At 62.3% G+C, this 18,352-nt stretch carries 21 protein-coding genes, 1 tRNA gene and 1 pseudogene; 15 read left to right on the plus strand and 8 right to left on the minus strand.

The annotated features are described in order from the left end of the window. Positions 1-49: 49 nt before the first annotated feature. Genes JN279_RS03255 through JN279_RS03265 form a run of 3 tightly spaced genes read left to right on the plus strand, consistent with a single transcriptional unit; the run spans position 50 to position 3,190 of the window. On the plus strand, positions 50-373 hold the full coding sequence (locus JN279_RS03255; protein WP_202351975.1) for a hypothetical protein: 324 nt from the start codon (positions 50-52) through the stop codon (positions 371-373). After that, on the plus strand, positions 366-1,646 hold the full coding sequence (locus JN279_RS03260) for an HlyD family secretion protein (RefSeq protein ID WP_202351976.1): 1,281 nt from the start codon (positions 366-368) through the stop codon (positions 1,644-1,646). The genes JN279_RS03255 and JN279_RS03260 overlap by 8 nt, the downstream gene beginning before the upstream one ends. Next, positions 1,643-3,190 (plus strand): DHA2 family efflux MFS transporter permease subunit, encoded by a 1,548-nt coding sequence (locus JN279_RS03265; protein WP_202351977.1) that lies wholly within the window; start codon positions 1,643-1,645, stop codon positions 3,188-3,190. The genes JN279_RS03260 and JN279_RS03265 overlap by 4 nt, the downstream gene beginning before the upstream one ends. Before the next feature lie 206 nt (positions 3,191-3,396). Here JN279_RS03265 and JN279_RS03270 read toward each other — a convergent pair whose 3' ends face one another. The 4 genes from JN279_RS03270 to rpmH all read right to left on the minus strand — a co-directional run bounded on the left by JN279_RS03270 (position 3,397) and on the right by rpmH (position 6,451). Then, the gene (locus JN279_RS03270) at positions 3,397-3,957 is read right to left on the minus strand and encodes a fasciclin domain-containing protein (protein ID WP_202351978.1); all 561 of its coding nucleotides are present in this window, start codon (positions 3,955-3,957) and stop codon (positions 3,397-3,399) included. Between the two features lie 165 nt (positions 3,958-4,122). Next, positions 4,123-5,934, minus strand: coding sequence for a membrane protein insertase YidC (gene yidC / locus JN279_RS03275; RefSeq protein WP_202351979.1), 1,812 nt, complete (start codon positions 5,932-5,934; stop codon positions 4,123-4,125). Positions 5,935-5,948: 14 nt separating this feature from the next. Further along, positions 5,949-6,302, minus strand: a complete 354-nt coding sequence (rnpA, locus tag JN279_RS03280) for a ribonuclease P protein component (RefSeq protein WP_027040889.1) — start codon at positions 6,300-6,302, stop codon at positions 5,949-5,951. A gap of 14 nt (positions 6,303-6,316) precedes the next feature. Further along, positions 6,317-6,451 (minus strand): 50S ribosomal protein L34, encoded by a 135-nt coding sequence (rpmH, locus tag JN279_RS03285; protein WP_008833937.1) that lies wholly within the window; start codon positions 6,449-6,451, stop codon positions 6,317-6,319. 280 nt (positions 6,452-6,731) lie between these two features. On the opposite strand from rpmH, the gene JN279_RS03290 reads away from it, so the two are divergent. Together JN279_RS03290 and JN279_RS03295 are read left to right on the plus strand one after the other, a co-directional pair. Then, entirely contained in the window at positions 6,732-8,219 is a 1,488-nt protein-coding gene (locus JN279_RS03290; RefSeq protein WP_096452390.1) for an ATP-binding protein, read from the plus strand. Between the two features lie 278 nt (positions 8,220-8,497). After that, positions 8,498-8,574: transfer RNA gene (locus JN279_RS03295), tRNA-Arg, on the plus strand. A gap of 288 nt (positions 8,575-8,862) precedes the next feature. Here JN279_RS03295 and JN279_RS03300 read toward each other — a convergent pair. Next, positions 8,863-9,432: a TetR/AcrR family transcriptional regulator gene (locus JN279_RS03300; RefSeq protein WP_096458245.1), complete on the minus strand. Its 570-nt coding sequence runs from the start codon at positions 9,430-9,432 to the stop codon at positions 8,863-8,865. A gap of 187 nt (positions 9,433-9,619) precedes the next feature. On the opposite strand from JN279_RS03300, the pseudogene JN279_RS38115 reads away from it, so the two are divergent. After that, positions 9,620-10,006: pseudogene (locus tag JN279_RS38115) on the plus strand (RidA family protein); the annotation flags it as partial. 51 nt (positions 10,007-10,057) lie between these two features. Next, positions 10,058-10,417 carry a RidA family protein gene (locus tag JN279_RS38120; RefSeq protein WP_244734688.1) on the plus strand — a complete coding sequence of 120 codons (360 nt, stop codon included), beginning with the start codon at positions 10,058-10,060 and terminating at the stop codon, positions 10,415-10,417. Between the two features lie 79 nt (positions 10,418-10,496). Here JN279_RS38120 and JN279_RS03310 read toward each other — a convergent pair whose 3' ends face one another. Together JN279_RS03310 and JN279_RS03315 are read right to left on the minus strand one after the other, a co-directional pair. Beyond that, positions 10,497-10,649 (minus strand): hypothetical protein, encoded by a 153-nt coding sequence (locus tag JN279_RS03310; RefSeq protein ID WP_202351980.1) that lies wholly within the window; start codon positions 10,647-10,649, stop codon positions 10,497-10,499. A 37-nt stretch (positions 10,650-10,686) separates the two neighbouring features. Further along, positions 10,687-11,259, minus strand: a complete 573-nt coding sequence (locus tag JN279_RS03315; RefSeq protein WP_244734387.1) for a TetR/AcrR family transcriptional regulator — start codon at positions 11,257-11,259, stop codon at positions 10,687-10,689. A 188-nt stretch (positions 11,260-11,447) separates the two neighbouring features. On the opposite strand from JN279_RS03315, the gene JN279_RS03320 reads away from it, so the two are divergent. The 8 genes from JN279_RS03320 to JN279_RS03355 all read left to right on the plus strand — a co-directional run bounded on the left by JN279_RS03320 (position 11,448) and on the right by JN279_RS03355 (position 17,572). After that, positions 11,448-12,398 (plus strand): SDR family NAD(P)-dependent oxidoreductase, encoded by a 951-nt coding sequence (locus JN279_RS03320; protein WP_096452384.1) that lies wholly within the window; start codon positions 11,448-11,450, stop codon positions 12,396-12,398. 47 nt (positions 12,399-12,445) lie between these two features. After that, on the plus strand, positions 12,446-12,958 hold the full coding sequence (locus tag JN279_RS03325; protein ID WP_202351981.1) for a hypothetical protein: 513 nt from the start codon (positions 12,446-12,448) through the stop codon (positions 12,956-12,958). A gap of 390 nt (positions 12,959-13,348) precedes the next feature. Next, positions 13,349-14,095, plus strand: coding sequence for an SDR family oxidoreductase (locus JN279_RS03330; protein ID WP_096452380.1), 747 nt, complete (start codon positions 13,349-13,351; stop codon positions 14,093-14,095). Between the two features lie 42 nt (positions 14,096-14,137). Next, positions 14,138-14,839, plus strand: coding sequence for an SDR family NAD(P)-dependent oxidoreductase (locus JN279_RS03335; RefSeq protein ID WP_096452378.1), 702 nt, complete (start codon positions 14,138-14,140; stop codon positions 14,837-14,839). A 49-nt stretch (positions 14,840-14,888) separates the two neighbouring features. Further along, positions 14,889-15,119: a hypothetical protein gene (locus JN279_RS03340; RefSeq protein ID WP_096452376.1), complete on the plus strand. Its 231-nt coding sequence runs from the start codon at positions 14,889-14,891 to the stop codon at positions 15,117-15,119. A gap of 648 nt (positions 15,120-15,767) precedes the next feature. Next, complete coding sequence (locus JN279_RS03345; protein WP_096452374.1) at positions 15,768-16,298, plus strand: dihydrofolate reductase family protein; 531 nt, start codon at positions 15,768-15,770, stop codon at positions 16,296-16,298. A gap of 210 nt (positions 16,299-16,508) precedes the next feature. Next, positions 16,509-17,267, plus strand: coding sequence for an SDR family oxidoreductase (locus JN279_RS03350; protein WP_096452372.1), 759 nt, complete (start codon positions 16,509-16,511; stop codon positions 17,265-17,267). A gap of 98 nt (positions 17,268-17,365) precedes the next feature. Continuing rightward, on the plus strand, positions 17,366-17,572 hold the full coding sequence (locus JN279_RS03355; protein ID WP_096452370.1) for a hypothetical protein: 207 nt from the start codon (positions 17,366-17,368) through the stop codon (positions 17,570-17,572). A gap of 200 nt (positions 17,573-17,772) precedes the next feature. On the opposite strand, the gene JN279_RS03360 is transcribed toward JN279_RS03355, so the two are convergent. Then, positions 17,773-18,225 carry a FadR/GntR family transcriptional regulator gene (locus tag JN279_RS03360; protein WP_244734389.1) on the minus strand — a complete coding sequence of 151 codons (453 nt, stop codon included), beginning with the start codon at positions 18,223-18,225 and terminating at the stop codon, positions 17,773-17,775. Positions 18,226-18,352: the final 127 nt, after the last annotated feature.

Raw genomic sequence — 18,352 nt, forward strand, 5'->3', positions numbered from 1 at the left:
TAATAAGCATGCTCACGAAAGTTTGTTCCCTAGATCCTGATCTCCTGCCATGTCCTCCTCGCCCAATATCAGCTTCATGCTGCACGACGTCGCGCGCCTGCTTCGACAGAGATTTGAGCAGCGTTCGCTGCCATCAGGGCTGCGCCGACCCCAGCCCGCCGATCGCAGGGCCTGGCTGCTTTACCTGACCCCGCAGGCCCACCCGCTGCTCGAGATCATGCGCGGCAACGGCCGGAAAACACGAGACGGGGCCTTTTCCGGTCTCTCACCTGAAACACAGCAGCATCTGCTGCAAACCCTAAGCTTGATCAAAACCAATCTGCTCGCGGCTTGCATCCAGCCGGCCGTCGACCGGGAGAAAGTCCATGGCTGAATCAGCATCCCCCAAGAAGCCTGCCGAAGACGACCCTTCAACGGGTCGCACCGGCGACCAGGTCATCCGGCTGGACAGCGAACGCGAACAGCGGCGTGGCAATGTCGTCATCGACAATGACGGACTGGAAGCCCCGGCGGCGCTCGAAGCTCCGGCCAAGGAGCCGCGTGCACAGCCGGCCCCTGTCACCGTTGCCCCTCCTGCCCCGGCCAAGCCGAAGCGCAGCCTGACGCGGCCGGTGCTTTTCGCCCTGCTTCCCGTCGCGCTGGTCGTCGGCGGCTATTATTACGTCACCGGCGGCCAGGTGATGACATCGGACAATGCCTATATCCAGGCGCAGTCGCTCGGCGTGTCCACCGACGTCTCCGGCACCGTGCAGGAGATCGACGTGCACGAGAACCAGGCGGTGAAGAAGGGCGACGTGCTCTTCCGCCTGCGGCCGGACTCTTTCGAAACCGCGCTTGCCGCCGCCCAGGCCCAGCTCGGGACCGTGCGCAATCAGGTGCTGACGCTGCAGGCGAGCTACCAGCAGTCGCTGGCGCAGATCGAACAGGCTGAGGCCGACATTCCCTATTACGAAGCCGCCTTCCAGCGGCAGCAGGACCTGCTCAAGACCTCCACCGCCTCCAAGGCGTCTTTCGACAGCGCCCAGCACGACCTCATCGCCGCGCGCCAGAAAGTGGCCGTCGCCAAGTCGCAGGCGCAGGCCACGCTTGCCCAGTTGGGCGGCGACGCCGACCAGCCGGTGGAGAAGAACCCGTTCTATCTGCAGGCCCAGTCGGGCGTCGACGATGCGCAGCGCAACCTCGGCGATTCCGTCGTCAAGGCGCCGTTCGACGGCGTCGTCACCAATGTCGACGCGCTTCAGGTGGGCAAGTATCTGCCGGCTTCGCAGCCGGCCTTCAGCCTGGTGTCGTCGACCGATCTGTGGATCGAGGCGGAGCCGAAGGAAACCGAACTGACCTATGTGCGGCCGGGACAGACGGCGACGATCAGCGTCGACACCTATCCGGGCGCCGTCTGGCACGGCACGGTTGCCTCGATCAGCCCGGCCTCGTCGTCGAGCTTCTCGCTGCTGCCGGCGCAGAACACCACCGGCAACTGGGTCAAGGTCGTGCAGCGCATCCCGATGCGCGTGACGGTCGATGATATCAAGGGCAAACCGCCACTGCGCGGCGGCATGAGCGTGGTGGTCGACGTCGAGACCGGCCATGCGCGCGGCCTGCCGGACTTCGTCACCAACCTCCTGAACCGGTTCGGACAGAAATCATGAGCAGCGCGACCGCGGCAGGTGCCACACCGGTGGTCGCCAATCGCGGCGCCATCACGGCCTGCGTGATCCTGGCCGTCATCATGCAGGCGCTGGACACGACCATCGCCAATGTGGCGCTGCCCTACATCCAGGGCAGTGTTTCGGCCAGTGCCGACCAGATCAACTGGGTGCTGACCTCCTACATCGTCGCGGCGGCGGTGATGACGCCGCCTTCGGGCTATCTTGCCAACCGTTTTGGCCGCAAACGCATCCTGTTGACCTCGATCACTGGTTTCGTGGTCGCCTCGGTGCTGTGCGGCTTCGCGCAGTCGCTGCCGCAGATCGTCGGCTTCCGCCTGCTGCAAGGCCTGTTCGGCGCAGCGCTGGTGCCGCTGTCGCAGAGCATCCTGCTCGACATCTACAGCGTCGAAGAGCGCGGCTCGGCGATGGCCCTGTTTGGCGTTTCGGTGATGGTCGGCCCGGTGCTGGGACCGGTCATCGGCGGCTGGCTGACCGAGAATGTCTCCTGGCGCTGGGTGTTCTACATCAACGTGCCGATCGGCGCGCTGGCCTTCGCCGGCGTGTCCCTGTTCGTCCTGGAAACCAAGCTGGACATCAAGGCAAGGCTGGACTGGCTGGGTTTCGGCATGCTCAGCATCACCATCGCGGCGCTGCAGATGTTTCTCGATCGCGGCGAGCAGCTCAACTGGTTCTCGTCCTCCGAGATCATCGTCGAGGCGCTGATTTGCGCGTCGGCCTTCTACATCTTCCTCGTCCACACCTTCACCGCCAAGAACACCTTCGTGAATCCGCGGCTCTTCCTGGACCGGAATTTCGCCGTCGGCATGATCTTCATCTTCATCATCGGCATCACCTATCTCGCCTCGCTCGCGCTGATGACACCCTATCTGCAGACGCTGATGGGCTATCCGGTGGTGACGGCCGGCATCGTCATGGGCCCGCGCGGCCTTGGCACGATGGCGTGCATGTTCCTGGTCGGCAGGCTGATCGGCAAGGTGGATACACGATGGCTGCTGTTCATCGGCCTCGCGATCACCGCCTGGGCGATGTACGACATGACCGGCTGGACCCCTGACGTCTCGCAATGGACGATCATCAGCACCGGTTTCATCCAGGGCGCGGGGCTCGGCTTCCTGTTCGTGCCGCTGACCACCATCACCTTCGCCACGCTGGCGCCGGAGCGGCGCGCGGAAGGCACCGGCCTCTACAATCTGTCGCGCAACATCGGCTCCAGCGTCGGCATCTCGGTGGTCACCGCGCTCTTAACGCAAAATGTGCAGATCAACCATGCCAACATCGCCACCTATGTGACGCCGTTCAACCAGGCGTTCGGCAATCCGGCGATCGCGCAGGCGATGAGCCCCTACACCGCGGCCGGCCGCGCAGCACTTGATGGCGTGGTGACGCTGCAGGCGACTGTCATCAGCTACATGGACGATTTCAAGCTGATGATGATCCTGTCGCTGGCCGCCATCCCGCTGGTGCTTCTGCTGCGCAAGCCAGGCACGCCGGCCAAGGTCGACCACAGCGCCGTGATGGAATGAAGGCCGGAAGCGGTCGAGGTTGGACTGCTGAACCCCAGCCGCCTTCACGATACGCAAAATGAAACCGGGGCCCTGTGAGGGACTTACAGGACCCCGGCCTCGCCGAAAACGACTTCCCCAAGAAATATGGCACCTCGTCATGAGGCGGGGATGGCAGACCGAGAAAGCCCCAACCGGCTGCCACTGCCCCCTTTCGCCGGAAGTCGTTACTTCGGCAACAGCACCTTGTTGACGACATGGATGACGCCGTTCGACTGGTTGACGTCGGCGATGGTCACCTTCGCCTCGCCGCCGGCCTCGTCCATGACGTAGAGCTTGCCCTTCTTGACCTCGGCGGTGAGCGTGTCGCCAGAGACGGTCTTCATCTCGTATTTGCCGCCCATAGCCTTGGCCTTCTTCATCATCTCGGCGCCTGAAATCTTGCCGGCCACGACATGCGCGGTCAGCACCTTGGTGAGCTTGTCCTTGTTCTCGGGCTTGAGCAGCGTGTCGACCGTGCCGGCCGGCAGTGCCGCGAAGGCCTCGTTTGTCGGCGCGAAAACGGTGAACGGACCGGCGCCCTGCAGCGTGTCGACCAGGCCGGCGGCCTTGACGGCGGCGACAAGCGTCGTGTGATCCTTCGAATTGACGGCGTTCTCGACGATGTTCTTGGTGGTGTACATCGGCGCGCCGCCGACATTGGGGTTCTTGGCATAGGCAGGGGCGGCAATCGCCACGCCGGCGACGAGGGCGGAAATGGCGATGGTCCTGAATGACGGCAAGCGCATGTGGTCTTCCTCCGGGTGAGGGCTGATCGGAATTGATAGCCTTTGGAAATGCACAAGCAGTCACGCCGCCGACGGCGCGCTAGTTTCGCTGATCACGGGAACGTGAACGACATTCCGCCCAAAGAAAAAGCCCGGACGAGCCGGGCTTTTCGCGAAGAGAGAGTTCTATTCCGCCGGTGACGGTTTCTTTTTGAACAGGGCCACCAGATTGTCCCACAGCTCGATCTTGGCGCCCTGGCGCTTCATGATCACGCCCTGCTGCAGGATCGACAGCGTGTTGTTCCAGGCCCAGTAGATGACCAGGCCGGCCGGGAAGCCCGCCATCATGAAGGTGAAGATAACAGGCATCCAGGTGAAGATCGCGGCCTGCGTCGGATCCGGCGGCGTCGGGTTCATGCGCATCTGCAGGAACATGGTGACGCCCATGATCAGGGGCCACACGCCAATCATCAGCATGTGCGGCAGCGTGATCGGAACCAGGCCGAACAGGTTGAAGATCGACGTCGGATCGGGCGCGGCCAGATCCTGGATCCAGCCGAAGAACGGCGCGTGCCGCATCTCGATGGTGATGTAGAGCACCTTGTAGAGCGAGAAGAAGACCGGGATCTGCAGCGCCACCGGCCAGCAGCCGGCGAGCGGATTGATCTTCTCGGTCTTGTACAGCTCCATCATCGCCTGCTGCTGCTTCATCTTGTCGTCCGCGTATTTCTCGCGGATTTCGAGCATCTTGGGCTGCACCTTCTTCATGTTCGCCATCGACGCATAGGACTTGTTGGCGAGCGGGAAGAAGAGGGCCTTGACGATGACGGTGGTGGCGAGGATCGCCAGGCCGAAATTGCCGAAGAATTTGTAGAGCGTGTCGATCAGCCAGAACATCGGCTTGGTGATGAAATAGAAATACCCCCAGTCGATCACCAGATTGAACTGGCGAATGTGACGGTCGGTCTCATAGGCGTTGATCTTGGCGACTTCCTTGGCGCCGGCGAAGATCTCTGTCTCGACCGTCGCGGACTGGCCGGCCTCGACATTGATCGCATCGGTGAGAAAGTCGGACTGGTAGCGGTGACGGCCATCCTCGAAGAAGGCGTAGCGCGGCTGGAAAGGCTGCTTCTCGGTCGGCACGAGCGTGACGGCCCAGTATTTGTCGGTGATGCCAAGCCAGCCATCGGTCGACTTGCCCGGCGTGACCTGCTTCTCGGATTCGATCTTGGCGTATTTGTACTCGGCCAGTCCCTCTGTGCCGGTAACGCCGATCAGACCCTCATGCAGCACATAGGTGCTGGCCACGGCCGGCTTGTCGTAGCGCGTGACGCGGCCGTAGTTGAACAGCGAAACCGCGCTCGAGCCGGAATTCTGCACCGTGTCCGACACCGTGAACATGTAGTTGGCGTCGACGGAGAAGATGCGCTTGAAGGTCAGGCCCTTGTCGTTGGTGTAGGTGAGCGTCACCGGCGTCGACGGGGTCAGCGTCGGATTGCCGTCCACGCTCCACTGCGTTTCGGCACCCGGCACCGTGCCGGTCTTGTCGTTGCCGACGAAGCCGATCTCGGCGAAATAGCCGGTCGGCAGGGCCTGCGGGTTGAGCAGTTCGATCTCGGGCGAATTCTTGTCGACGGTCTCGGTGTAGTGCTTGAGCTTGAGGTCGTCGAGACGCGCGCCGGTCAGGTTGATCGAGCCCTCGAGGCTCGGCGTGTCGATCTTGACGCGCTTCGAAGCCGCCAGCGCCTGGTCGCGGCCGGCCGCGGTGACGGTGTCGCCGCCAGGCGCGTTGGGGATGGTGCCCGGCGCCGGGGCCGGTGTTCCAGCACCCGGATTGGCCGCCTCGGCCGCCTTCTTCTGCTCTTCGACACGCTGCTGCTCGATCTTGGCCGCCTCGCGCTGCTGCTCGACGCGCGGGTTCATGTAGAAAACCTGCCACAAGGTCAGGATCAGCACCGACAGCGCGATGGTGATGAAGAAGTTCCGGTTGTTTTCCATCGAGAGCCCTTGGCCTATCGTGTTCCGCGAAGTCGGCGGGAGAGTTCGGCCTTCAACTGGCCGAACGGGGCGCGCAGCGCATCATCGCGCCCGACGATGACATAGTCATTGCCGGGCACCATGTCATCTGCGGCATGGACGCGGACGGCTTCTTTAAGCCGCCGCCTGACGCGGTTGCGCACAACAGCGTTGCCGACCTTCTTGGTGACGGTGTAGCCGACGCGCGGCACGCCGCCATCGCCGCGGTCAAGGACCTCGACGAGGAAAAACCGTCCGCGTCGCTTTTCACCACGACGGACGGCCAGGAATTCCGCGCGTTTCAGAAGCCGCTTGGGATTTTGCCCCACTGGCTTGCCGGTTGCGGGCAACGATCTCGTCTCGCTTAGGCGCTGAGCCGCTTGCGGCCGCGGTTGCGGCGAGCTGCGACGACGCCACGACCACCCTTGGTGGCCATGCGGGCACGGAAACCGTGCCGGCGTTTGCGGACGAGTTTGGACGGTTGGTAGGTACGCTTCATTTGTTTTAATACCGCGGGGTGCGGCCCTTCTTGATTCTGTCACTTTGTAACAGGAGCTTTGCCGGGCCGGCTTTGGCGCGATCGAAACCGCGCCGGGACGAATGGCCCGAGCGTGAGCGGGCTTATAGAAAGAAGGGTTTTGGAAGTCAATCCGGGGTCGTCGCGCCGCGGACGCAGGTTTATGACGGTAATTTAATGTTCGGACCAAAGGATGAAATTGGCAAAAAAGGCATAATCGCCTAATCTTGGCCGATCAAGTGATTGTGAAGAACAGAGTCGCATGAGCGAAGCCAGCCAAGCGGGGGAAGGGATCGGAACGGCGCCAGCCGCCGTCCGCAGCGTACCCTTGTCGCGCGGCCTGTCGACGAAATTGCTGCTGCTCACCATCGTTTTCGTGCTGTTGGCCGAAGTGCTCATCTTCCTGCCCTGGATCGCCAGCTACCGGCTGAGCTGGCTCAAGGAGCGGCTGAGCACGGCCGCGGCCGTGTCGATCGTGCTGGTGCAAGGCGAGTCGACCTCGCTTTCGCGCACGGCCCAGAATGACGTGCTGATGGCGATCGGCGCCAAGGCGATCGCGGTGCGCGATGGCGGCGTCTCGCGGCTTCTGGTGGTGGCCGACATGCCGCCGCAGGTCGACGAGCATATCGACCTCGCCAGCGTCGGCATGATCAAGGGCATGACCGGCGCGCTCGACACGCTGTTCTTCGGCGGCGACCGGATGCTGCGCGTTTTCGGGCCAGTCGGTGACAGCGACAAGGAATTCGAGCTGATCATGCCGGATTACTCGCTGCGCAAGGCGATGCTCATCTATTCGCGCAACGTCGCCTTCGTCTCGCTGCTGATCTCGCTGTTCACCGCCATGCTGGTCTATGCCGCGATCGACCTGATCATGATCGGGCCGATCCGCACCATGACGCGCTCGATGCTGTCCTTCTCCGAAGCCCCCGACGACCCCGGGCGCATCATCCATCCCGCCGCCCGCTCCGACGAGATCGGCGTTGCCGAACGCGAGCTGTCGCAGATGCAGGAGCGGCTGCAAAAGATGCTCTCCGAGCAGAAGCACCTTGCCGATCTCGGCCTGGCGGTCTCGAAGATCAACCACGACATGCGCAACATCCTGGCCTCGGCGCAGCTGATTTCGGACCGCCTGCGCCTGGTCAAGGATCCGACCGTGCAGGCCTTCGCGCCGAAGCTTTTGCGCGCGCTCGATCGTGCGGTGTCCTATTCCGAAGGCGTGCTTCACTATGGCCGCACGCAGGAGCCGCCGCCTTCGCGCCGCCGGGTGCGGCTGCGCCAGCTGGTCGAGGACGTGCACGGCCTGCTCGACATCGAGGAGGGCATCGAGTTCATCAACGCCGTCGAGGCGGCTTTCGAGGTGGACGCCGATTCCGACCAATTGTTCCGGGTGCTCACCAATCTTTGCCGCAACTCGGTGCAGGCAATGGCCGCCGACACCGAGAGCGCCGTGGTGCGGCGGCTGGCGGTCTCGGCCGAGCGCATGGGCAGCGTCAGCCGCATCGCCGTCACCGACACCGGCCCAGGCCTGCCGCCGAAGGCGCGCGAAAACCTGTTCGCGGCATTCCGCGGCTCGGCGCGCAGCGGCGGCACCGGCCTTGGCCTGGCCATCGCGCATGAACTGATCCGGGCGCATGGCGGCTCGGTGGAACTGGTCGAGTCGATTGGCGGGCGCACCACTTTCGCCGTCACCATTCCCGACCAGCCGGTGCGGCTCGACCAGGCCCGTGGCAGCCTGCGCCGCCCGGCGTGACGGCCTCGGCGCTGTTTTCCTCCGGGTACTAACCCTTCCGGCCTGACGCGTTCGATGACCTTCGCCGGGATTTTCCCCCGCTCGGCCTGAAATCGGACCGGCTCCCCGGCAGCTTCAAAGCCTTGGGATCGGGGCCATCATCACGCGATGACACACTCGCGACAAAACTTTTGCCGGATCGACTTGCTTTTCGCAAATTCAGTCGTTAGGGAACTGCACACATTCGCGGCCGGTCCTTGGGATCGGATCGTGGGGCCGTTGACAACATGGCCTGATGCGCGCCCGTAGCTCAGCTGGATAGAGCACCAGACTACGAATCTGGGGGTCAGGAGTTCGAATCTCTTCGGGCGCGCCATCTCACCGATCTAGACAACCTCAGAGATAACCTCGCAAAAGATCTGGTCGCGCCGCCAATGGCGACGATTCGAGGCGGATCGATTCAAGATTGCGGGGATTTCCTCGGAGCCGCCTGCGGCATGCTCGAAATGAATTCACTCGCTGCGAGATCGGGCGGCGGAATCGGCGCTTGGCGCCTACGGCTGAAGTCGAGAGCTCTGGAGACCCGACTTCACTGCGTTGATTTCTGCTGAAAGCACCGTTATCGCGCGGAACGGTAGGTCAGAGATAAGCCGTTTGATTACGATCAGGCACGACTCGCCAGAAATCCTTCGGCCATCAACCGGAACGCCTCGATTGCCTTCGGTAGGATGATGTGCGGCTCGTCGCTGGCGGCGACCCATAGCGCGGCATTGAATGCCGTGCCGCTTAGAAGACGTGACGCCGCCTCGATGTCGACGGGCTTCATGATACCCTCGGCGATCAAATCGGCGAGCGCCTGCTTCGTGACGGTCAGGCAGGCATTCTGGCTGGGCCACCTCGAAGGGTCGCCCAAGAAGGCAGGCCCGTCCAACAGGACGATCCTTTGGACCTCATGGTCGAGCGCCATCTCGATATAAGCCTCGCCTTCCGCCAGCAGCCTTTCCCACGGATTTGCCGCGGTTGCCCCCGCCTGATGCGCGCGCGCGGCCATCTCGCCATCGACTTGGGCGACGACTGCAGCCAACAGTCCCTTCTTGTCGCCGAAGCCATGGTAGAGGGCGCCGCGGGTGAGGCCGACCTGCGCGGTGAGATCGTCCATCGACGCCGCGGCAAAACCCGATGCGGCAAACGCCTTTCGCGCGGCCCCGATCAGCCTCAGGCGATTTTCCTCCATCGTTTCGGCGCGACGCTTTGCAGCCAAAGCAAAAGCCTCCTGTTTCGCATACGATGCGTATATGGGGTTGACGGGCAGTCCGCATCCGTGCTTTCACATACGCCACGTATGTGGCTACGCTGGCTTGGCGGAAATGTCCAGCGAAGCTGGTCTGGCGTGTTCGCCCCTACATGAAAAGGACGATGATATGGCCAGGCGCGAAGCTGTGTTTCCAGCCAATCGACAGGCTCTCTACGAGCAGCACGGATATTCCGCTGCCATGCGATCGGACGACCTTTTGTTTGTGTCGGGTCAGGTAGGCAGCCGCCCCGATGGTTCGCCGGAACCCGATTTTGAAGTTCAGGTTCGCCTAGCCTTCGCCAATCTAGAAGCCACGCTCGCAGCAGGAGGATGCGAATTTGACGACATAGTCGACGTGACGTCGTTCCATACGGATCCGGAAAGGCAAATGGCCACCGTCATGGCGGTGAAAAAGGAGAAGTTTCCGGAAGCCCCCTTTCCGAACTGGACTGCTGTCGGTGTAAACTGGCTCGCGGGTTTCGACTTCGAGATCAAGGTCACCGCGCGCATTCCATCTCGCGGATCAGCGTCGGTGAGCCGTCGCAACCCGAAAACGATGTGGGATATGGCGTCGCTCGGGTGGTCGCACATCAGTGTCGCGGAACCAGGCCGCCTCGCCTTCCTATCCGGCCAGATCGCAGCCACACCTGGCAGTGAAGGCGTGCCCGAAGACCTCGCGGGCCAGGCAAAGCTTGCGGTTGCCAGCCTCGCTGCCGCACTCGAGGAACTGGAGGCGTCTGCGCAAGACATTGTCATGCTACGCGTCTACGTCGTGAATGCCACCAGCGAAGCGTTCGGACAGGCCGTCGCCCCTCTACGTGAACTGGTCGGAGACGCGATGCCCAGCGTCACGACGATTGGCGTCCAGGCACTTTACAAGCCAGAAATCCTGGTCGAGATTGAAATGGTGGTGCGTCTCCCCTGAAGAGGCGCGGCTTGCCCGGGATGTCGTGCATACTAGTGGCGGCGCGGGTCGTCGGGCCGCTGCTAGGGTGCGCGATGCATCAGAAGGTCCGGTTACGGTAGATCACATAGACCGCGACCAAAAGAACCAGAACGCTGAAGACGCCGTTGAGCAGGTTCTTGTGCGCGGACAGCTTTGTCGAGAGCAGCATTCCAAGAACACCGCCTGCAAGGCCTCCCGCGATGAACTCCATGGCGACCAACCCGTCTACGAGGTCCGCCCGAGCGTAGTTAGCGTCCTGGCGCCGCGGTTCCATCTCGCGACAGGAGCACCAAATCGGCCGCTTCCTCGGCGTCTTTGAGCAGCACCTTGCGCGGCGCACCCATCTGCGCACGCATCGTGAGGCCGCGGCCAAGGTCCATGACCTGGCTTGCGCGTATAGATGCAGGAAAATCAGACGGGAGCTCGCCCGCGCTGATCGCATCGCGAAAGCGGCGCTCTACTTGCGCCGCTGCGGCGGCAGCGACGTCCTGCGCGAACTGTCGGACCTCGGCATCATTCACAAGCGGCGCGACGCACACCATCAGGCACCCCGGTGCCGACTCTTCCTCGGTAGCAACTTCTACGGCATGCCTCAGGAAGCCGGTGAGCGAGTCACGAAGGGCGGGCGGCGAGAAGAGCGCCTTCGCGGCAAGAGCGCCCTTCTCTTCCGCGTAAGCTCTAAGGGCGCGCATGAATATCGTCCGCTTGTCGCCGAAGATTGAATAGAGGCTTGGCCGTCCCACGCCCATTCCCGTGACAAGATCGTCGATTGTCACGCCGTCGTAGCCCTTCGACCGGAACACCAAGGTCGCCTTCTCCAACGCCTGCCTCTCATCGAAGCTGCGAGGTCGACCGCGCGACCGAGCATCATTCTGTATCATTCAGTTCAAAAACCATTGACCGCGACCATCCCTCGAATATATAACTGCGTGGTACGAAATTAGCAAGACGGCGCCAGCCTTAGGGCAGCCGTAGTCGCGCGAGTTTCCCCATCACCAAGTCGGGGCCCATGGAAAGTTCGATCGTGCTCGTCACCGGCGCCACCTCCGGGCTGGGCTATGCGGCCGCTGGCGCGCTTGCCAAAGCGGGCTGGCGCGAGATCATTGTCACGGGGCGCAATCCCGCTCGGGCGGAGGAAGCAGCCGCTAGGCTCACGGCGGAGACTAAGACGCAGGTCTTTACGCCCCTGGAGCTGGATCTGGATACTCCGGCCAGCATTCAGTTCGCGCTCGCAGGGCTCGTCAGTCGCGGGCAAAGTATTGACCTCCTGCTGCTCAATGCGGGGTGGATCGGGGGCAGCAAGCGCGTCCTCACCGCAGCGGGCATCGAGGTTACTCAAGCCCCCCTGGTCGGCCACCACCAACTGGCTGTCGGCTTGCTCCGCGCCAACCTGCTGAGTCCCAACGCGCGGATCATTATCGCCGGCTCGGAAGCCGCCAGAGGGGACGTACCCATGTTCAGCTACACCGACGTAATGGCGCTTGCGACCAAGCAGTACAAGGGCGACCGAAGTGCCGCAGTCGAAGCCGTTCTTCGGGGCCGTACCTTAAAGTACAAACCGAACCGAGCACACACCGACGTGAAGCTGTTCGTCGCATGGTGGGCTGCGGCGATGTCGCGCCGACTTCCCCACGGCATGGCCGTTTACGCCGTCTCACCCGGTAGTACACCTGACACCAAGGGGCTGCGAAACGCCGGCCCTGCTTTGAAGTGGCTGATGCTTCCACTGGTTAAGCTTATTCCCAGCATGTCTCAGACCCCTGAGACCGCTGTCCGTCGGTACCTCCAGGCGTCGGAGTTTGGAGCCGACGTCTCCGGTCAATTCTTCGCCTCGGCGCCCGGGAAAATGACCGGGCCACTAGTGGCGATGCGACAGCCGCACTTTCACGATCGCGCCAACCAAGAGGCCACGTGGCAGGCCCTCGTCAGAATCTCGGGCGCTGACTTACCTAACTCATAGCCTAAACGGCGCCTTCTACGCCAAAGCGCAATTGGAGATTCATGCAAATGAATGCAGAAATAGCCATTTACCTCGCCCAAGCACTAAACATGGTTGCGTTTATTGCGTTAGCGATATGGTTTGTTGTGCCGAAATTAAGAAGTGTCGGCCGCGCCAAAGCCCTCATGGCTTTGACCAGCGTTCATCTGGGGCGGACCCTGTGCCTGGAGATCTATTCCTCGCAAGACGCCGGCATGAAGATGGCCAATAATATACGCGATCAGATTGTCGTCGGTGACCTTCTAGGGTGGGCGTTGGCGCTGATCATCCTTTTCTGTCTGGCTTGGCGTCTGCGGCTTTCAATCGTCCTGATATGGCTGCTCGCCATCGAAACTGTCGTGGATATGGGGTCAGGTACTATTGCGCTGATCCGGGCCGGCACAATAGGTGACGTCAACGGAACATCATGGCTGATCGTTGCCTTCTACCTGCCGGTTGTGCAGGTGGCCGTTGGGCTCAGTATTTGGCAACTTATTACAAGGCGCGGTGAGCCGCTGTTTAAGGCTGAGGGGCCACGGTAGTCGTCTCAGGTTCGAATCCGCACACTCGCGCCACAGCCCGCGAGGACAAGCCGAGCGTCGAGATCATGTTTTCCGATGACGGCGTCCGCTTGCGGTAACTTGGTTTGGGGTATCGACATCCGAACCGTCAACACAGCTGTCACAGAAATACTAGTGGCAGAACTGGTGCCGCCTAGCTTCCCCCAAAATTGTTGAGCGCGGCGCCATGCCGGGGCGCCGATCCCAGTGGCCAGGATCAGAAAGCAAGCACGGAGGCGCCCTGCGCCTACAGCGTCAGATTATTACGAACCAAATTGTTCTAAAATCTCTTGACCGCAACTCACTGCCTCAATACCGTACATAATAGTTCAGAAATTACGCGACGCCGCCAGCGTCGCCTGGAGAGCGCGCATGCAGCGGTACAGAGACAAAAAGGTCATCATCATTGGGGGCACGAGCGGCATAGGGCTCGCGACGGCGAAGTTGCTCGTCGATGGGGGCGCACGCGTGCTGATCACCGGTCGCTCCCAAGCCGGGTTGGACGCGGCGCAAAAGGCGCTTGGCGAGAGTGTTTTCGTGGTTTCGAGCGACGCGAGCTCACTGACGGATATCGACGCTCTCGCCGGTCGAGTGAGAGCCGAGTTCGACACAGTCGATTTCCTGTTCGTCAACGCCGGCGCGGGCCTCTTCGCTCCCTTCGAACACACAACCGGGGACATGTACGACCAGGTTTTTAGCGTGAACACCAAAGGTCCCTTTTTCACGGTGCAGAAGTTCGCGCCGCTGATCTCTCGTGGCGGCTCTGTCGTCTTCACAACCGCAATCTCCAATGCCAAGGGAATGCCGATGCTCGCCGCGGCTGGCGCGACCAAGGCGGCACTGCGATCTCTGGCTCGGACGTTCGCCGCTGAGCTGCTTTCCCGGGGAATTCGCGTGAACGCCGTATCGCCTGGCCCGATCGACACGCCGACATGGGACAACGCATTTCCCGACAAGGATATGGCAGCCCAGATAGTCGGACAGATGAGCGAAGCCAATCCGATGAAGCGCCTGGGGACAGCTGAGGAGGTCGCCAAAGCCGTCCTCTTCCTCGCGTTCGATGCGACCTTCACGACCGGTGCCGAACTAACGGTGGACGGGGGGCAGTCGCAACTCTGAGGAGCGCGCGCCGCCACGGATTCGATCAACCGGGAGTACTGAATGGCAAACTTTCCCTATCGCTGCGCCTTAATCATCGGCGCCGGGCCGGGTATCAGCGCCTCCCTGGCGAGGCGCTTGTCAAAGATCGGCGTACGGGTCGGCCTCGCCGCTCGCGACGTTCAAAAGCTCCAGCCGCTTGTGGAGGAGATTGCCGCTGCCGTTTTCGCCGTCGACGCATCCCAACCGGACGCAATGGTTCAGCTGTTCCTAGACATGGAGCGCCAGGTCGGGGAGCCCGATATCGTGATTTATAATGCCAGCTCGCGCGTCGCAGGTCCGCTCGCGAGCGTCGATCCCGCCGCGGTCGAGAAGGCAATGTCCATTACCGCGTTCGGCGCATTTCTGGCTGCCCAGCAGGCTGCCAAGCGGATGGAGACGAAAGGGCACGGCGCGATCTTGTTCACCGGCGCGAGCGCGGGCGTTAAAGGTTTCGCGCAGTCGGCGGCCTTCGCAATGGGCAAGTTCGGATTGCGCGGTCTCGCTCAGAGCGCGGCGAGAGAGCTGGGCCCGAAGGAAATACATGTCGCGCACTTCAACATCGACGGCGGTGTCCGCTCATCGCGCCGACCGGATCCGAGTGGATCGCCCGACAGCACGCTAGATCCTGACGCGATCGCCCAGACCTATGTCGACATCCTTGCACAGCCGAGAAACGCTTGGTCACACGAAATCGACCTTCGGCCGTGGACCGAACGATTCTAGGCGTTGCGGCGACGGCCCCGGGTACATTTTTGCCAATGAGGAGCTTTCGATGACAGACGCAGCGAACCATAGGCTCCCGGAGCAGGGTGCATTTCGCCGCGTCCTCGCCGCCGCCGGCGCTTTCCTGCAGGCGCTGGATTATACCAGCTTAGACTATACTCTCGATCGCATCGAATGCTTGGAAAGGGAGGTAGGACGACTCAAGGAGGAACTGCGCAAAAGCCGGGATCCGGCGGCGGTCGATGCTCACGACGCTAGCGCCGCTGCGCTCGAACATTGACTCGGCCGCTGGCGTATCCCTGGAAGCTCACATCGATCGTGCGCCACTGAGGCGATCTGATGTGTCTACCCGAGACAGGGAACTGAGTTGTGAGTGTCGAGCTTCGAGATCTACGATGGGCTATTGTGGCAGCCCAACGCACGCAGTTCGTGGCTAGAAAAAATGTGTTTCGCTGGCGTGGCTGGCTTCGACCCAGGCATAGCGCGACCCTCCTTTGACGCCGCAGCCGTTTCGCGAACGTTAGGTTGCCCGTCCCGCCGGGCGCAGAAGGTAGCTCGCAATATCGGAGATAGGTCGCGCCTACGCTGCCAAGCGCTCCTGCCCGTTGCTCCCACGATCTTCCGCGCCTTCAGCCTTCTGAAGGCGAAGGCCACACGTTCGAATCTCTTCGGGCGCGCCAATTCTTGAAACCGCTCATTCTATTCGATCGTCGAACCGTTCGTAGCTGCGGCGTCTGGGACGTTTCCGTCGGCAACGCGGCCCAGCGATCCCTCATCGCCGGGAGAGTCAGATCGGTCAGGAAGCTTGATCGCGAGACGTTCATGCGCACTCCAAAAACCAATTGCGAGATAGGTTCAGTCCATCTAAACTGATTGCATAACGCAATCAGAAGCGCGCGGATGTGCCGTGTGAGGAAAGGGGGAAGTTGTGGCCAAGCTCGTGTTCGGAATGAACCAGTCCCTGGACGGCTACGTCGACCATATGGCATTTGCGCCACCCCCCACGCTCTTCCGCCACTTCATCGAGGAGGCTCAGAAGCAGGCGGGCAGCGTGTACGGTCGCCAAATGTATGAGATCATGCGTTATTGGGACCACGACCATCCTGAATGGGGTGCGGAGGAACAGGCCTTCGCGGCGGCGTGGCGGAACCAGTCGAAATGGGTCGTTTCGCGCTCGCTGAAGTCGGTTGGCCCCAAAGCCAGGCTGATTGAGGATAATCTCGAAGGCGCGATCCGGGATCTGAAGGCCAGGAGCGACGGGGAGATCGAGGTTGCTGGTCCGACCTTGGCGCAAAGCCTTACAGAGCTTGGCCTGATCGATGAATATCGAATCTACCTGCACCCCGTCGTGCTTGGTCACGGCAAGCCATATTTCGCCGGACCTCGGCCGCGGCTCCGCCTCCTGACTCACGATCGGATTGGCGAGGACGTGATCCGGCTGACGTATGTTCCTGCCTGATCGTGCGATGTGGCCCGTGCCGTTCCACCGCGTCGACAAGGAAGAATAAGCCTCGCAGCCGGGCGAGGGCCCGCACAAAGCAGCACGTGCAAGCGGTAGCGTTCATCACGCGGTACGGCGCCAACCTCCTGATGGATTGTATGGTTCTGCTGATACAGCCGATACTGTCCGTTTGCGTGCGGCAGGCACAGCCTTGGAGTAGATCCGACCATGACCCTTCCCGGCATCAAACGTGCCCTGATCACCGGTGCCGGAGCCGCCGACGGCATCGGCTTCGCCATTGCCCGCCAGCTTAGCCAAGCCGGCCATGCCGTGTTCCTCACCGGCGCCAGTGCACGCGTACTTGACCGCGCCGCCGCGCTTCGTGCTGAAGGCATCGATGCCAGGGCCGTGGTCGCCGATCTCACCAAGGCCGCCGATGTCGCGCGGCTGCGGGCTGAGATCGGCGCCGTCGACATCCTGGTCAACAATGCCGGCATGGGCTCGTTGGCATCACCCTCGGCCGACAAGGCGTTTGTCGCCATGACCGAAGCCGATTGGGATCAAGGCATAGACGTCAGCCTGAAGACGGCGTTTCTGGCTACCCATGCGTTCCTGCCGGCAATGATCGAAGCGGGCTATGGGCGCATCGTCAATGTGGCGTCGGTCACCGGGCCGCTGGTGTCTTTCGTGGGCACATCAGCCTATTCCGCCGCCAAGGCCGGCATGGTCGGCCTGACGCGCACGCTGGCGCTCGAAGTGGCCAGGAGCGGCATAACCGTCAACGCCGTGGCGCCCGGCTGGATCGAAACGGGCTCGTCGAGCGAGATGGAGCTGAAAGCGGCCCTGCATACGCCACCGGGGCGGGCCGGCCGGCCCGATGAAGTGGCCGAAGTGGTGGTGTTCCTCGCCTCGGCAGGCGCCAGCTATGTCAACGGCGCGCTTCTGGTGGTCGATGGCGGCAACAGCCTCCAGGAGCTCAAGGGCTGAGGCTCTGTCGGCTTGGTGCCTGCGCCAATCAATGGGAACCAAACCGCCCGGCGGCGGTTTTCCTCTTGAAGGGACGCAGACCTCAAAGGTGCGGAACAATGTACGACCATCTGGAATTTGAACTGGCGAGAGCCAGGCTGCGCGTCAAGCGTGCGGAACTCTTTCTCACGCGAGCGAATGAAATGCTGGACGAGGAGCGGGGCGTCGGCATCAGCATTGCCTTGTGCTGCAGGATCAGATCCGAGCAAAGACGTGTGGCTGACGCGCGCTCTCGCCTCCGCCACATCGATCCCACAACACACTGATCGTGCCATGGCTATGTCCTTCGCATCTCCCGAAAAGAGTGCGGCATATCGCGCCGCAAAGCTCGCTGTGCTGCGAAAGCTGATGGTGAAGTATATCGAGCGCACCGATGCTCAGGCGCGGAATGTCGAACAGGCGCTCGCGGTGTTGGCTGAGGCAAATGCTCGGGCCCGCGGCCCGCATTAGTAGCATCAGGTGGTCCTCACGACGCCTTCGCCAGAAAACTCTGGTAGTCCGACTTCGCCTGCAACAGCCTCAGCACGTTTTCGCGCGAGCCGCGCACATGGGCGCGGGCCAGGGTGCCGGCGCGGGCGGCGTCGCCGGCGCAGATCGCTTCGACGATCTCGGCATGCTCTTCGCGGGCGATCTTCCATTCGTCGAGCCACAAGAGTTCCGTCCAGACATAGTGCTGGCACTTGTCGAGGATGCCGCACAGCATGCCGTGCAGCATGGCGTTGCCGCTGATCTCGGCGATGACGCGGTGCAGGTCGATGCCGACCTCGAGCTCCTGGAATTTTTCCTTTGTCGTGCGGTCGGGAATGGCGGCCAGCCGCTCGCATCGACGCGGTGCTGGCGCTGGTGCGGCGGCTGGCTGTGGAGCGCGGGTGCTATGGGTGAGGGGGCAGACTGAGCCATGTGGGGGCTGCCTGCACAAGATCATTGACCGGCAGGCAGTGCTCGAACGCCTCGAAAACAATCCTTGGAACGACGCGTTCAGCCACCCTCAAGCCCCGCCTTGTCGACCAGATAGAAGATCGTATTGGCCTCGCCGCCCGGCCGCG

This window comes from Mesorhizobium sp. 113-1-2 (assembly GCF_016756475.1).
GTDB classification, from domain to species: Bacteria; Pseudomonadota; Alphaproteobacteria; order Rhizobiales; family Rhizobiaceae; genus Mesorhizobium; species Mesorhizobium loti_C.

Excerpts from the sequence above, each read along its gene's own strand:
- JN279_RS03340 (WP_096452376.1), top strand. The coding sequence starts at position 14,889 with ATGACAGACGCAGCGAACCATAGGCTCCCGGAGCAGGGTGCATTTCGC.
- JN279_RS03290 (WP_096452390.1), top strand. The coding sequence starts at position 6,732 with ATGAGCGAAGCCAGCCAAGCGGGGGAAGGGATCGGAACGGCGCCAGCC.
- JN279_RS03265 (WP_202351977.1), top strand. The coding sequence starts at position 1,643 with ATGAGCAGCGCGACCGCGGCAGGTGCCACACCGGTGGTCGCCAATCGC.
- JN279_RS03310 (WP_202351980.1), bottom strand. The coding sequence starts at position 10,649 with ATGGAGTTCATCGCGGGAGGCCTTGCAGGCGGTGTTCTTGGAATGCTG.
- JN279_RS03255 (WP_202351975.1), top strand. The coding sequence starts at position 50 with ATGTCCTCCTCGCCCAATATCAGCTTCATGCTGCACGACGTCGCGCGC.
- yidC (WP_202351979.1), bottom strand. The coding sequence starts at position 5,934 with ATGGAAAACAACCGGAACTTCTTCATCACCATCGCGCTGTCGGTGCTG.
- JN279_RS03350 (WP_096452372.1), top strand. The coding sequence starts at position 16,509 with ATGACCCTTCCCGGCATCAAACGTGCCCTGATCACCGGTGCCGGAGCC.
- JN279_RS03300 (WP_096458245.1), bottom strand. The coding sequence starts at position 9,432 with ATGGAGGAAAATCGCCTGAGGCTGATCGGGGCCGCGCGAAAGGCGTTT.
- JN279_RS03330 (WP_096452380.1), top strand. The coding sequence starts at position 13,349 with ATGCAGCGGTACAGAGACAAAAAGGTCATCATCATTGGGGGCACGAGC.
- JN279_RS03355 (WP_096452370.1), top strand. The coding sequence starts at position 17,366 with ATGTACGACCATCTGGAATTTGAACTGGCGAGAGCCAGGCTGCGCGTC.
- JN279_RS03325 (WP_202351981.1), top strand. The coding sequence starts at position 12,446 with ATGAATGCAGAAATAGCCATTTACCTCGCCCAAGCACTAAACATGGTT.
- rpmH (WP_008833937.1), bottom strand. The coding sequence starts at position 6,451 with ATGAAGCGTACCTACCAACCGTCCAAACTCGTCCGCAAACGCCGGCAC.
- JN279_RS03320 (WP_096452384.1), top strand. The coding sequence starts at position 11,448 with ATGGAAAGTTCGATCGTGCTCGTCACCGGCGCCACCTCCGGGCTGGGC.
- JN279_RS03260 (WP_202351976.1), top strand. The coding sequence starts at position 366 with ATGGCTGAATCAGCATCCCCCAAGAAGCCTGCCGAAGACGACCCTTCA.
- JN279_RS03270 (WP_202351978.1), bottom strand. The coding sequence starts at position 3,957 with ATGCGCTTGCCGTCATTCAGGACCATCGCCATTTCCGCCCTCGTCGCC.
- JN279_RS03335 (WP_096452378.1), top strand. The coding sequence starts at position 14,138 with ATGGCAAACTTTCCCTATCGCTGCGCCTTAATCATCGGCGCCGGGCCG.
- JN279_RS38120 (WP_244734688.1), top strand. The coding sequence starts at position 10,058 with ATGGCGTCGCTCGGGTGGTCGCACATCAGTGTCGCGGAACCAGGCCGC.